General features: G+C 36.7%; 12 protein-coding genes. 2 read left to right on the top strand and 10 right to left on the bottom strand.

What is annotated here, in order from left to right; translation table 11 throughout:
- Positions 1-346: 346 nt before the first annotated feature.
- From prfB to DM800_RS09610, 9 genes are all read right to left on the bottom strand, one after another.
- A protein-coding gene (gene prfB / locus DM800_RS09650; protein ID WP_096001656.1) for a peptide chain release factor 2 occupies positions 347-1,445 on the bottom strand; the annotation gives its coding sequence in 2 pieces (ribosomal slippage) (positions 347-1,372 and positions 1,374-1,445; 1,098 coding nt in all).
- Positions 1,446-1,589: 144 nt separating this feature from the next.
- Positions 1,590-4,097: a preprotein translocase subunit SecA gene (gene secA, locus DM800_RS09645; protein WP_048542521.1), complete on the bottom strand. Its 2,508-nt coding sequence runs from the start codon at positions 4,095-4,097 to the stop codon at positions 1,590-1,592.
- Between the two features lie 273 nt (positions 4,098-4,370).
- The gene (gene hpf / locus DM800_RS09640) at positions 4,371-4,913 is read right to left on the bottom strand and encodes a ribosome hibernation-promoting factor, HPF/YfiA family (protein WP_000671189.1); all 543 of its coding nucleotides are present in this window, start codon (positions 4,911-4,913) and stop codon (positions 4,371-4,373) included.
- A 320-nt stretch (positions 4,914-5,233) separates the two neighbouring features.
- Positions 5,234-5,431 carry a cold shock protein CspC gene (cspC, locus tag DM800_RS09635; protein WP_001990088.1) on the bottom strand — a complete coding sequence of 66 codons (198 nt, stop codon included), beginning with the start codon at positions 5,429-5,431 and terminating at the stop codon, positions 5,234-5,236.
- A gap of 126 nt (positions 5,432-5,557) precedes the next feature.
- Positions 5,558-6,262, bottom strand: coding sequence for a ComF family protein (locus DM800_RS09630; RefSeq protein ID WP_147786787.1), 705 nt, complete (start codon positions 6,260-6,262; stop codon positions 5,558-5,560).
- Positions 6,262-7,611: an ATP-dependent helicase ComFA gene (gene comFA / locus DM800_RS09625; protein ID WP_147786786.1), complete on the bottom strand. Its 1,350-nt coding sequence runs from the start codon at positions 7,609-7,611 to the stop codon at positions 6,262-6,264. Before comFA ends, DM800_RS09630 begins: the two co-directional genes overlap by 1 nt.
- 127 nt (positions 7,612-7,738) lie before the next feature.
- On the bottom strand, positions 7,739-9,067 hold the full coding sequence (locus DM800_RS09620; RefSeq protein ID WP_087983952.1) for a C40 family peptidase: 1,329 nt from the start codon (positions 9,065-9,067) through the stop codon (positions 7,739-7,741).
- A gap of 252 nt (positions 9,068-9,319) precedes the next feature.
- The gene (locus tag DM800_RS09615) at positions 9,320-9,634 is read right to left on the bottom strand and encodes a winged helix-turn-helix transcriptional regulator (protein WP_147786785.1); all 315 of its coding nucleotides are present in this window, start codon (positions 9,632-9,634) and stop codon (positions 9,320-9,322) included.
- Between the two features lie 172 nt (positions 9,635-9,806).
- Positions 9,807-10,649, bottom strand: coding sequence for a DegV family protein (locus tag DM800_RS09610; RefSeq protein ID WP_147786784.1), 843 nt, complete (start codon positions 10,647-10,649; stop codon positions 9,807-9,809).
- Positions 10,650-10,888: 239 nt separating this feature from the next.
- On the opposite strand from DM800_RS09610, the gene DM800_RS09605 reads away from it, so the two are divergent.
- Complete coding sequence (locus tag DM800_RS09605; RefSeq protein ID WP_000926678.1) at positions 10,889-11,524, top strand: YigZ family protein; 636 nt, start codon at positions 10,889-10,891, stop codon at positions 11,522-11,524.
- Between the two features lie 74 nt (positions 11,525-11,598).
- The gene (locus DM800_RS09600; protein WP_147786783.1) at positions 11,599-12,732 is read left to right on the top strand and encodes an LCP family protein; all 1,134 of its coding nucleotides are present in this window, start codon (positions 11,599-11,601) and stop codon (positions 12,730-12,732) included.
- 40 nt (positions 12,733-12,772) lie between these two features.
- On the opposite strand, the gene wecB is transcribed toward DM800_RS09600, so the two are convergent.
- Positions 12,773-13,888, bottom strand: coding sequence for a non-hydrolyzing UDP-N-acetylglucosamine 2-epimerase (wecB, locus tag DM800_RS09595; protein WP_000140139.1), 1,116 nt, complete (start codon positions 13,886-13,888; stop codon positions 12,773-12,775).
- Positions 13,889-13,921: the final 33 nt, after the last annotated feature.

Genomic DNA, 13,921 nt, shown 5'->3' with positions numbered 1-13,921 from the left:
TTTCATATTTTTCAAAAATACAGTAAAAACCCTGATAATATAAAGCTTTCATAAGTTGTTTCAATTCTGTGAACAACATAAAAACTTCTATAAAGAATTCTTGTTGAACAGAAAATCAGAAAAGTTCTGTTCAAGTCTTACTCTATTGCCACTCTGTTTTACTATTCTCTACTTTTTACAATACAATATACAACATTGTATGCTACATATAATCTCATCAAAAAGAGAAGTTGTCGTTTCCAACTTCTCTTCCTCTTTACTTCATCTATAGAAATAAAATCAAATTCTTTATATCCTCGATTATCCTCAGCATACGCCGACAACTTTGTTGGCTTTTTTTCGCTTATTAGATGCGAGAACGTAAGTAAGCATCAATAAATGGATCAATTTCTCCATCCATAACTGCTTGCACGTTACCAACCTCTGTATTTGTACGGTGGTCTTTCACAAGAGAATACGGGTGGAATACGTAAGAACGAATTTGGCTACCCCATCCGATTTCTTTTTGTTCACCGCGAATTTCATCTAACTCCGCTTGTTGCTCTTCTAATTTCTTTTGGTATAATTTCGCTTTTAACATTTTCATCGCGTGCTCACGGTTTTTAATTTGTGAACGCTCTGACTGACATGTTACAACTGTGTTTGTTGGTGTATGTGTAATACGAACTGCTGAGTCTGTCGTATTAATATGCTGTCCACCTGCACCACTTGCACGGTACGTATCAACTTTTAAGTCTTCTGAACGTATTTCGATTTCAACTTCATCATTGAACTCAGGTACGACTTCACAAGATACGAACGATGTATGACGACGGCCTGAAGAATCGAATGGCGAGATACGTACAAGACGATGTACACCTTTCTCTGCCTTTAAATAACCGTAAGCGTTATGACCTTTAATTAATAAAGTAACACTCTTAATACCAGCTTCATCACCTGGTAAGTAGTCAACCGTTTCTACTTTAAACCCACGTTTTTCAGCCCAACGTGTGTACATACGTAATAACATAGAACCCCAGTCTTGTGACTCTGTTCCACCAGCACCTGGGTGTAATTCTAAAATAGCGTTATTTTTATCATAAGGATCGCTTAGTAGTAGCTGAAGCTCATACTCATTCATTTCTTGAATTAAGCCTTTCACTTCTGATTCAAGCTCCTCATGTAAATCTTCATCATACTCTTCTTTTAAAAGCTCATGCGTGATTTCTAAATTTTCGAAGGTCTCATCTAACTGACGGAACTTTCCAACCATCTCTTTCAGTGCATTAGCTTCGTTAATTACAGCTTGTGCGCCTTGTTGGTCATCCCAAAATCCTGCACCCATCATTGTCTCTTCTAACTCTGCAATTTGTTTCTCCTTAGTAGGAAGGTCAAAGAGACCCCCTAAAAGCCGCTAATCTCTTAGCCATTTTCTCTAATTCTTGTCTAATTTCTACTAATTCCATTTCCTTCACCTCTATGTAATTGCTGTTACTTTCTTATGAGAACAAGGGAAACTCTCTCCACTTATGACGGAGAGAGTTTAAACTTTCTTAATTATACATTTTTGATGTAAAATTTTGCAAAGCAATCTGGGCTACCGCCCTGTATTACTTCCCGATACCACAGCAGTTTTTATATTTTTTACCGCTACCACATTTACATAAATCGTTGCGGCCTACTTGGTCACCTTTTACAACTGGTTTTTTCTTCGCTTCTTCGCCATCGCTAGATGGATGAACAGCTTCACCTTGAACAACTTCTTGACGCTCTAAGTTTTGTTCAATTTCAGCTTTCATAATGTAACGAGAAATTTCCTCTTCAATAGAAGCAATCATTGACTCGAACATTGCGAATCCTTCCATTTGATACTCACGAAGTGGATCAATTTGACCGTAAGCACGTAAATGAATACCTTCACGAAGGTGATCCATCGCATCAATATGCTCTGTCCATTTCGTATCTACTACACGGAATACAACAACTTTTTCGAACTCACGCATTTGCTCTTCTGGCAGAAGCTTTTCTTTGTCGTTGTAACGCTCTATTAATTTCGCGATAATTGGCTCGCTCATTTCCTCTGGAGCAAGACGACGTAACTCTTCTTCTTTTATATCGCCTTCTTGCAGAAGGTTGGCATTTAAGTAGTCAACAAGACCTTTAATGTTCCAATCTTCTTCAATTTCCTCTTGTGTATGAAGCGCAACAGCACGTTCTACTGTAGATTTCATCATACCTTCAATAATACTGCGTAAATTCTCAGAATCCATTACTTCTTGACGCTGTTTGTAAATAACTTCACGTTGCTGACGAAGTACATCATCGTACTGCAGTAACTGCTTACGTGCATCATAGTTATTTCCTTCTACACGTTTTTGTGCAGATTCTACCGCACGAGAAACCATTTTACTTTCAATCGGCTGTGAATCATCCATACCAAGACGATCCATCATCGCTTTCATATTGTCAGAACCGAATCGGCGCATTAGTTCATCTTCCATAGACAAGTAGAACTGCGTTACACCAGGGTCCCCTTGACGACCAGCACGACCACGTAACTGATTATCAATACGACGGCTTTCGTGACGCTCTGTACCGATAACTGCTAGACCAACGTTTTTAATATCGTCTCCAAGCTTAATATCCGTACCACGACCAGCCATATTCGTCGCAATCGTTACAGCACCTTTCATACCAGCTTCTGCAATGATATCTGCTTCACGCGCATGGTTTTTCGCGTTTAAAATGTTATGGCGTACACCTTTACGTGTTAACATTTTTGAAATAAGCTCTGATGTTTCAATTGCAACTGTACCGACAAGAATAGGTTGCCCTTGTTTATGACGATTTACAATATCCTCAACAACTGCATTGAATTTGCCTTCCATTGATTTGAAGATTAAATCAGCACGGTCATCACGAATAATATCTTTATTCGTTGGAATTACGATAACATTCATATTGTAAATACTACGGAATTCTTCTTCTTCCGTTTTCGCTGTACCAGTCATACCAGATAACTTTTCATACATACGGAAATAGTTCTGGAACGTAATTGTTGCGAGTGTCATACTTTCATTTTGAATTTCTACGCCTTCTTTTGCTTCAATAGCTTGGTGCAAACCTTCGCTATAACGACGACCTTTCATAAGACGACCAGTGAATTGGTCTACAATTACGATTTCGCCTTCTTGTACAACATAATCTGTATCAAGATGCATAACAACGTGTGCACGAAGCGCCTGATTAATATGGTGAAGAAGTGCGACATGTTTTAAATCGAATAAGTTTTCAATATGGAAAGCTTTCTCTGCTTTCGTAATACCATCTTCAGTTAACATTACATTTTTCGTTTTCACATCAAATGAATACTCTTTTTCATTTTCTAATGTACGAACGAATGCATTTGCAAACATGTATAGCTCTGTTGATTTTTGAGCTTGTCCCGAAATAATAAGCGGCGTACGTGCTTCATCGACTAAAATAGAATCGACTTCATCGATAATAGCAAAATGAAGTGGACGCTGAACGCACTGTTCTCTATATAAAACCATGTTGTCACGTAAGTAATCGAATCCAAGCTCATTATTTGTGCTATACGTAATATCAGCAGCATAAGCCTCTTGTTTCTCTTCGCGTGACATGCTGTTTAAGTTAATTCCTACTGTTAAGCCTAGGAACTCATGAAGTTGTCCCATTTCGCTCGCATCACGTTGTGCTAAGTATTCATTGACTGTAACAACGTGAACACCTTTTCCTGTTAAAGCATTTAAATATACAGGTAATGTAGATGTTAATGTTTTACCTTCACCCGTTTTCATCTCAGAGATATTCCCTTCATGTAAGGCAATACCACCCATTAACTGCACGCCATACGGACGCATTCCAAGAACACGAGTCGCAGCTTCGCGAACAACTGCAAAAGCTTCAGGAAGTAGATCATCTACTGTCTCACCTTTTGTTAGACGTTCTTTAAATTCAAGCGTCTTTCCTTTTAATTGTTCATCTGTTAGTGGCTTAATAGATGATTCTAATGCATCAATTTGCTCAACTGTCTTCTGCATACGTTTAATTTGGCGTTGATTTACATCAAATACCTTTTTTAAAATACCGATCATAGGAAATACGCTCCTCTTTTTTATTAAAATAAAACTTCCGATTGTTTTTTCTTTTTCTATTACAATCAGTCGTTATAAAAATCAAATGTATGTTATACCAATTTTTCTCCTAATTAAAAAACTAAAATGTATATACCTAATGATAATTGTAACACTTGTCTTATAACTATGACAACAATCGGCCGAATGTCTCGTTCTAAATTAAGAAAACTTTTAAAAAAAATCTATTTTCAGCAAAAAAAGCGCAGCCATTTCGGCTGCGCTTTTGAATTATTATTTAGTTTCGATTAAACCATATTTCCCATCTTTACGGCCGTATACAACATTAGTTTCATTTGTATCAGCATTTGTGAAGACGAAGAAATTATGTCCTAGCATATCCATTTGTAGGATCGCTTCTTCAACGTCCATCGGTTTTAAATCAAATCGTTTTGTACGTACAAGTTCTAATTCATCCTCTTCTACCGCATCCAGAACAGCTACTGCTTCTGGAAGGATAAAGTTCGTTTTCATAGAACCTTTCTCACGTAACTTACGATTTACCTTTGTTTTATGTTTACGAATTTGTCGCTCAAGTTTATCAACTACTAAATCGATAGCAGCGTACATATCGCTATTAGTTTCTTCTGCACGAAGTAATAAATCAGTAAATGGAATTGTTACCTCGACACGTTGCTTGTCAGAGTATACTTTTAAATTAACTTTAATCTCTGGGAATGTATCAAAATAACGCTCTAACTTACTTAGTTTTTTCTCTACATATTCCTTTAATGCTGGAGTTACTTCAATATTTTCACCACGAATGTTGAATTTCATAGATGAATTCCTCCTTTCAAGCCTATGTACTATAATTTCGACATTGGCTTAAAAACTCCTTCTAACTTTTTTAAAAAAATTAGTGGAATTGCGATTTTTTTATCGTTTTTTGTTGAAATGAAAAGATGCATCGTTTCTATCTTTATTTTATCCTATTAACATCGTGAATAACGAATATAACTGTGGACAATTCGTTACAGAAAAGAAACAACTTTTTGACAACTTGATTCATAACAAAAACCCCTTGCAAAAAACAAGAGGTTCTACCATATATATAACGTTGCCACAAACGCAGCTCTCTCTTCCCAAAAACAATATTCCTACAGTTTTACAACATTAGCTGCTTGTGGTCCACGTGCTCCATCTACAATGTCAAACTCAACTTGTTGTCCTTCTTCTAATGACTTATAGCCATCTTGTTGAATAGCAGAAAAATGAACAAACACATCATCACCATCTTCACGCTCAATAAACCCAAATCCCTTTTCTGCATTGAACCATTTCACTCTTCCTTGCATGTTCATTCCATTCCCTTCACTCTAAAAATCAGGGCATTCGCCCCATACTTTGACTATAACGAATGACAACTTACGAAGTCAAAGAAGACTTATCGTCTTTTTATTATCCCTTTCGACAGTTACAGATCAACTTCTACAAAGCGTCAAACTAGAAACTTCCCTCGCTCCTCTATCGTATAAAAGACTTCCAATTTGTCTAACTGTAATTCCTGTCGTATATACATCATCAACGAGTAAGATATGTTGATCATGAAACATATCTTCTCCCTGAAAATAAAAAGGATTACTTCCCGAAAGCCTTTCTTTACGTGTCTTCTTACTTTGCTTTTCTGTTTCTCTTCTTCTTAATGAGGGATAAGAAATTTTGACAGGTAAACATGCTACTAATAACTCTGCCTGATTAAAACCACGTTCATATTCCCGTTCCCTACTAAGCGGAACAGCAATAACACTTGAAACGCTCGTAAAATGCTTTTGAAACAGCTCCCGAAAGGATCGATAAAAAATATGAACTAACTCCGCATCTCCCCGAAACTTAAACTGTGCTAATATTTCTTTCATCTCATCATCGTACACGTGCAAAGAACGATTTTTAAAAGGACGATACTTCTCCTCTTTTATCCACCTTATGCAATCCACACAAATATCATTTTCTTTATATTCGGAAGTCAAGTCCTCTAAAGGTCGCCCACACTCCATGCAAATCTCTCCTATAATATAGGAAAGTTTCCGCTCACACCTATCACATATATATTTTTTGTGAGACTTTACAAAGAAGGTGTGCCAACTAACTGTTTCCAACATATACTCATCGCAAAGTAGACAATGCATTAATCGATTAATCCTTGTTCTTTCGCCTTTTTGTTCATACTTTGAATATGCCTTTTCGCGCGTACCATCGCCTCTGTCTTACCGCAATGAAAATAAACGACCTCGCCATAAGGTTCTTCAAAACTACGACCTGCTCGGCCTGCAATTTGTACGAGCGCACTTTCTGAAAAAATTTCTTCTTCCGCCCCTAACACCGCAACTTGTAAATTCTTCACAGTTACTCCTCTCTCTAAAATTGTCGTTGTAACTAATAACGGAATTTCTCCCTTTCTGAAAGCTGCTACTTTTTCTTTTCTCATCGGATCTTCTGCATGTACACCATCGATTCTAGGATCCAACGTTTTCAATATCAGGCTCAATTCTTCTATATATCGCACATGAGGCACAAATAAAAAAATGGGATACTTTTTGCTTACGTACATTTCTAACCATTGTAGTAAAAATCGAGGGATTTTTTTCTGATGGAGGCTTTTCTTCCAATTTCCGCACCAGCAAAATAGAGGAACTGGTAACGGATGACGATGGTATCGTCCAGAGACAATGATACCTTTTTGTTTCCCGCTTCTGAAATTACGCTTCCACTTTTCATCTGGAGTTGCAGTTAAATAAATACGCGCTGCTTTCTCTTTCATCGCTTGTTGCACTGCATACTGCAACATTTGATCCGCATGATACGGGAAGGCATCGATCTCATCTACAATCATGACATGAAACGCTCTATAGTAACGTAACAATTGATGAGTCGTTGCAACGACTAACGCTGCATCTTTGTCCCTATCTTCACTTCCTCCGTATAAGGACGCTACATTTACATTTGGAAACACTTTTTGTAATCTCGGCGCTAATTCTAGTACAACGTCTGTTCTTGGCGTTGCGATACAAACCCTTTCTCCTTTTCGCAATGCCTCTTCCATACCGTAAAATAGCATTTCAGTTTTTCCAGCCCCGCACACAGCCCAAATAAAAAAAGAGTCTTTCTTCTTAATAGCTTCTATAACACCTTGCGCTGCCAAATCCTGACCAGTAGACAAGGTCCCGTTCCACTGTAAAGAATTTAAACCTTTTTCTCCTTTTCTTTCAGCGATCCCACGAACAAGTACAGCACATTCACTAACTCTCCCCATCGTTATACACTTTCGGCAATACGTACATACTTTACTGCACCTTTTACATAAAAATGATGCAAATAGCCGCTGCTCTATATTTCCGCAGCGCTGACACATATATTTAGAAGCCTTCTTTATTACACCTTGTACACATACAACCTTCCGCTTCTTTTTCAAATCATGTAATGTATCCCGTAAATCTGAAGAGAGTTCCTCTAATAGTAACTGTTTCCCTGTTAACATCAGCAACCACCTCCAGCACTACTATAAACCTTTCTCATAATCTCGTAAAAACTCAAAAAAGCCGATAACCTACTTATAAAATAGTAAGCTATCGACTTTATACACATGTTTTATTCGTTTATAAATCCTAGAATCTACCGTATCCTAAGAAATGTTTTTGGTTGTAGCTACTGCTTAAGCTAGCATAAGCAATCCCTTTATCACCAGCATGAATCATTTGGCCATTCCCAACGTAAATACCGATGTGAGATGGACCTGGTTTATAAGTACCTTGGAAGAATACTAAATCTCCAGGTTGTGGGCTACTTACTTTAGAAACTGAGTTCCAGTAACCTGCAACGTCTTGACGTCCTACACCATAGATGTAAGAAATGAATCCACTACAGTCAAAACCACCGTTTGATGGAGATGCACTTCCCCAAACATATGGTAAGCCTAAGTAGTTTCGTGCTTTAGCAATTACACCAGTATCCGGAGTTGGAGCTGGAGCTGGGTTTTGCTCTGGTTTTTTCGTTTCTTGCTTAGGTTCTTCTTTTTTAGGCTCTTCTTTTTTAGGTTCCTCTTTTTTAGGTTCCTCTTTTTGAGCTTGTCCACCATTGTTTGCTGGTTCAGTTTGTGCTGCAGGTGCTTGTGCTGTAGGCGCTTGCGCATCTTTAGCAGCTTGTTCTGCTTGTTTTTGAGCAGCAGCTTCTTGTGCAGCTTTTTCTTGTGCTTCTTGTTCAGCAATACGTTGTAATTGCAGTGCTTGTTTTTCAAGATCTTTCAATTGACTCTCCGTACTTGTCATTGAAGTTACAACTGTATCCATTTTACCGCTTAAATCATTTACTGCAGTTGCTTTTTTCGCTTTTTCAGCGTCAAGTTCTTTCTTAGCAGTTTCAATTTGAGCTTGTGCTTCTTTTAATTCTTTTTGCTTTGTTTTTACCGTTTCAACATCTTTTTTCACGTTCGCTTGATCTTCTTGTTGTGTTTTCATGATATCTTCGTCAGACTCAAGAATTTTAGAAACAGAAGTTAAACGATCAACTAAATCTGCAACGTTTTTAGAGTTTACAAGAACTTCTGTTACAACGTTCGTATTTGGTTGTTCTTGAAGTGCAACTAAACGTTTTCTTAATAACTCTTCACGTTTTGCAATTTTCGTTTGTAGTTCTGCAATGTCTTTATTTTTATTTTCGATTAATTGCTCAGTATCCGCAACTTTTTTCGTTGTTTCATCAAGTTTTGAAGCATTCTCTTGAACAGATTTATCCAAACCTTGAATTGTTTTGTTTAAGTCATTCATTTGTTTTTGTAATACATCACGTTCTTGTTGTTGTTTATGTAAAGTGTCATTTTGTGTATTAATTTGTGATTTCACGTCAGAAATTTTATCTTCTGCAAATACATTTGGTGTTAGTCCTGAAAACATTAACCCTGCAACTAATGCGCAAGATGCCATTTTTAGCTTTTTCATTTTATTTTTTACACCGCTTTCTTTTATCTTTTTTCCGTATATAACCTATAAAATTTATACCATAATTCGGGATTTTTTTTGCTAATGTTACGCTATTGTAAAACAAATGTAATATTATATGTAACTCTATCGCAAAATATGCATATTTTTGTATATATGTGTAGAATTTTAGAAGCTTTTTATAAGCAAAGAAAAAACGCAAGGTTTCCCTTACGTTTTGTTAAATACACTAATACGAATGAAATCAAAACGTTATTTCATCCATTGCTCAGCCCACTTTTGGACTTCATCCATAACACTTTCTAATGCTTTCCCTTTTTCAGTTAAGCCGTACTCGATTCGAACTGGTACTTCCGGATAAACATCACGAACTACAATGCCTTCGCTTTCCAATTCCTTTAAACGCTCTGATAACATACGATCGCTCATATTCGGTATAATATCTGCGATTTCTCTAAAACGTTTTGACTCTTCAAGCAAAGATTTAATAATTAAGCCAGTCCATTTTTTACTAAGCAAAGTAAAAGCTGACTCAAACTTTGGACATAAACAAGAATTATGCTCCATATGTTTCACCTCTCTTCTATTATAATATAGTTTCTTGTAAAAAGTAAGTTATAAAACTTTCCTCATTATTTTATTTTACGTACATTTTATAATTTCCAAATATTAACTTGTCAACTACACGTAAAATATCCGTAAAAAAACCCTCTTCAAAAAGAGAGCTTTTTATATCTTATTACTTCGTATACCATCCAAGACCTAGTGCACCTTCACCTAAATGCGTACCAATTACAGCACCGAAATAACCTGTGCGGATTGTAACATGAGGATATTTTGCTTCTAATTCTGCCTTCCATTCATTCGCTTCCTCTTCACGTTGTGCATGAATGATAACTGCTTCCATAGGTACACCTTGACTTGCTTGCTCATCAAAAATTTCAACAATTCGTTTTAACGCTTTTTTACGTGTACGAATTTTTTCAAATGGAATAATGATTTTATCTCTAAAATACAAAACGGGCTTCACTTGTAACAAACTACCAATGAAAGCTTGTGCACTATTTAATCGTCCTCCACGTTGTAAATGATGTAAATCATCCACTACAAAATAAGCGTCCATCGTTTTCTTCATTTCATCAAAACGTGCAATGATCTCTTTCGGATCTTTTCCTTCGCTTGCTAATTTTGCCCCTTCACGTACATAAAATCCTTGTACTTCACAACTAATTTCAGAGTCGTACGTATATACATCAATACCCTCTACCATTTGCCCGGCTGTCGTTGCCGTTTGATATGTACCACTAATCCCACTTGAAAGATGAATGCTAATAACCGCATCATAATCCTTAGATAGTTCTTCAAATAACTCAACAAACTTTCCGATTGCTGGCTGAGAAGTTTTCGGAAGTTCTTCTTGCTCACGTACTTTTACATAGAAATCATCTACTGAAATTTCAGCTTCTTCTTGATAAGATTCCGTTCCAAACACAACGTTTAATGGAATCATATATATATTGAGTTCATCACGAATATGCTTCGGTATATATGCTGTACTATCAGTAACAATAGCTGTTTTCATTTGCGTACCTGCCTTATAAAAAAGTTTTTATTCCCTAAGTTTACACGAAAACTAAAAATGGTGCATCCATACATAAAAATGCCGATTTGAAATAATACTTACCATCTCGACAAATTACAACAAAAAGTTGAAATACTCACCAAAAATTTCAACTTATTTATAAAAAATGTTTGAATATAAAAACGCTCGCTTTTAAAATGTAAAGTACTAGTCATTTTGGTAGATAGGGGCGTATACGAGTGTTATTACAATATTTAACAATCAAAGACTACGGTGAGCACGAAATTGTCATTCAAAAATCAAGATTTATTTGTTATGTTAGCAGAGCTACAACCGAAGCAGAAGCTCAAGAATTTATACAAAAAATAAAAAAACAAAATTGGAATGCCACACATAATTGTTCTGCGTATTTGATTGGCGAACAAGATCAAATCCAAAAAGCAAATGATGACGGAGAACCTAGCGGTACAGCTGGCGTACCTATGTTAGAGGTACTAAAAAAACGCGGTTTAAAAGATACCGTCGTTGTCGTTACACGCTATTTTGGTGGCATCAAACTTGGCGCAGGTGGATTAATTCGCGCATATGGAAAATGTACAAGCGAAGGCATTAATCATGTCGGTGTTGTTCAGCGAAAACTAATGCGTGTTATGCAGACCGAAATTGATTACACATTACTTGGCAAAATTGAAAATGAATTACGTAATTCGAAATATGCCATTAAAGATATACATTATCTCGAAAATGTCACATTTGATACGTATGTAGAAGAAGACGGAAAACAAGCATTCACAGATTGGATGATTGAGTTAACAAATGGGAAATGTACAATTACAGAAGGAGATATGTTGTACTTAGAACAAGATGTTATCTAAGAATAACTACATCCTCACCTTTAAAGATTAATGTAGTGAATTACTTTCCTACAAATGAACTAAGGAGATTATATATGGAAGAACGTTATTATCATCTCCAAAATAGCAGAATAAAAAAGAAACGAAGAAGAAAGTTTTTCTACTTCCTTATTTTCGTATTTTTATTTGGTGGTGTAGGACTTTATATATTAAATTCCTACTCTTCTCTCATGGGGATGTATAGTGGTTTTACTCGTCAAAAATCGGACTTGAGAACCGAAGATGTAGAAATTACAAAGGAGCCTTTTACACTCCTCATTATGGGTATAGAAGATTATGCAACGGACGGTCAAAACGGTCGTACAGATTCATTAATGTTTGCGACCGTCAATCCTAAAACTAAAAAGATTTCGCTTATGAGTATCCCTCGTGATAGTCGCGTTCCAATTGTTGGTAAGAACAAAGAAGACAAAATTAACGCTGCGCACGCTTACGGCGGAGAAGAAATGGCAATCAAAACTGTCGAAGGTTTTCTAAAAGTTCCTGTAGACCATTATATTAAAATTGATTTCCAAGGCTTTAAAGGAATTGTTGATGCTGTTGGCGGTGTTACTGTTGATGTCCCCTTCGATTTTTGGGAGCGTTCAGACGTGGATTACTACAAAAAAATCGAATTTAAGCAAGGACAACAAGACTTAAATGGGGAAGAAGCACTCGCATACGTACGTATGCGAAAGCAGGATCCAAACGGCGATTATGGTCGGGCCGCTAGACAAAGACAATTACTAGCCGCTGTTGCTCAAAAACTAAATTCAGCCTCTACCGTATTTAAAATTAAAGATTTAACAGCAGTCGTTGGAAAATATATAAAAACTGACATTCCTATTTCAGACGGACTGGCTCTTTACAATAAACTATCTGGATTTGATCCTTCTACAATGCAAACGTTCAAACTTGAAGGAGAAGACAAAAAAATAGGTGGTATTTATTACTTCCTTCCAGATCCAATCGGTGTAGAGACAGTACGTAACGAAATTAAAAAAGAATTAGGAGCAACAGCAAACAATCAAGAAAATCCAACTACAAAAACCGAATCAAACCATTCTTCAAATTCTAACTCTGACGAAAAGGCAAAGAAAGAAACGAATCAGAATCAGAACAAAACACCAACTGAACCACCTCCTTCTACGAATGCTCATGCAGAGTGGATTATGAGAAATCAGCAATAACAAAAAGAGCCAAATCGCATATGATTTGGCTCTTTTTTATTTACTTATTAAAGTGTTGTAAAATTGCTTCTACAATGCGCTCTGATGCACGGCCATCACCGTAAGGATTAGATGCTTTTGACATCTTATCATGAGCTTCTTTATCTGATAACAACTCATCAGCAAGACCAAAGATTGTCTCTTCGTCTGTTCCTGCTAATTTCAATGTACCTGCTTCAATACCTTCTGGGCGCTCTGTTGTATCACGAAGAACAAGAACCGGTACACCAAGTGACGGCGCTTCCTCTTGTACACCACCAGAATCAGTTAACATTAAGTATGAACGAGCTGCAACATTGTGGAAATCAATTACATCTAGCGGCTCAATTAAATGAATTCGGCTATGATCACCTAAAATATCATTCGCTGTCTCACGAACAACTGGGTTCATATGAACCGGATACACAACTTGTACGTCTTCATGCTTATCAACAAGACGTTTAATTGCACGGAACATATTACGCATTGGCTCTCCTAAGTTTTCACGGCGGTGAGCTGTCATAAGTACAAGACGATCGTTTCCAAGTTTCTCTAGTACAGGATGACTATATGTTTCTTTTACAGTCGTTTTTAGTGCGTCAATCGCTGTATTCCCTGTTATGAAAATGCGTGACTCATCTTTATTTTCTTTCTGTAAGTTCGTTGCTGATTTTGTTGTAGGTGAGAAATGAAGATCTGCCATGACGCCTGTTAATTGGCGATTCATCTCTTCTGGGTATGGAGAATATTTATCCCATGTACGAAGTCCTGCTTCAACATGCCCTACTGGAATTTGATTGTAGAAAGCAGCTAAACTCGCAATAAATGTTGTCGTTGTATCACCATGTACAAGTACAATATCCGGTTTTGCTTCTTTCATTACTTTATCCAAACCTTCTAAACCACGCGTTGTAATATCAATTAAAGTTTGGCGGTCTTTCATAATATTCAAATCGAAATCTGGCGTAATTCCAAAGATACTTAATACTTGGTCTAACATTTGACGATGTTGCGCTGTTACAGTCACAATCGACTCAATTTTTTCTGGATGTTTTTGCAACTCTAACACAAGAGGTGCCATTTTAATTGCTTCTGGACGTGTCCCGAAAATTGTCATTACTTTTAAACGTTCAGTCATTTCATTGCCTCTTTTCTTTCACTAGTTACAACT

The sequence above is a fragment of the Bacillus sp. AY18-3 genome, from assembly GCF_008042305.1.
GTDB classification, from domain to species: domain Bacteria; phylum Bacillota; class Bacilli; order Bacillales; family Bacillaceae_G; genus Bacillus_A; species Bacillus_A wiedmannii.
This window is presented reverse-complemented; position numbering and strand designations above follow the sequence as displayed.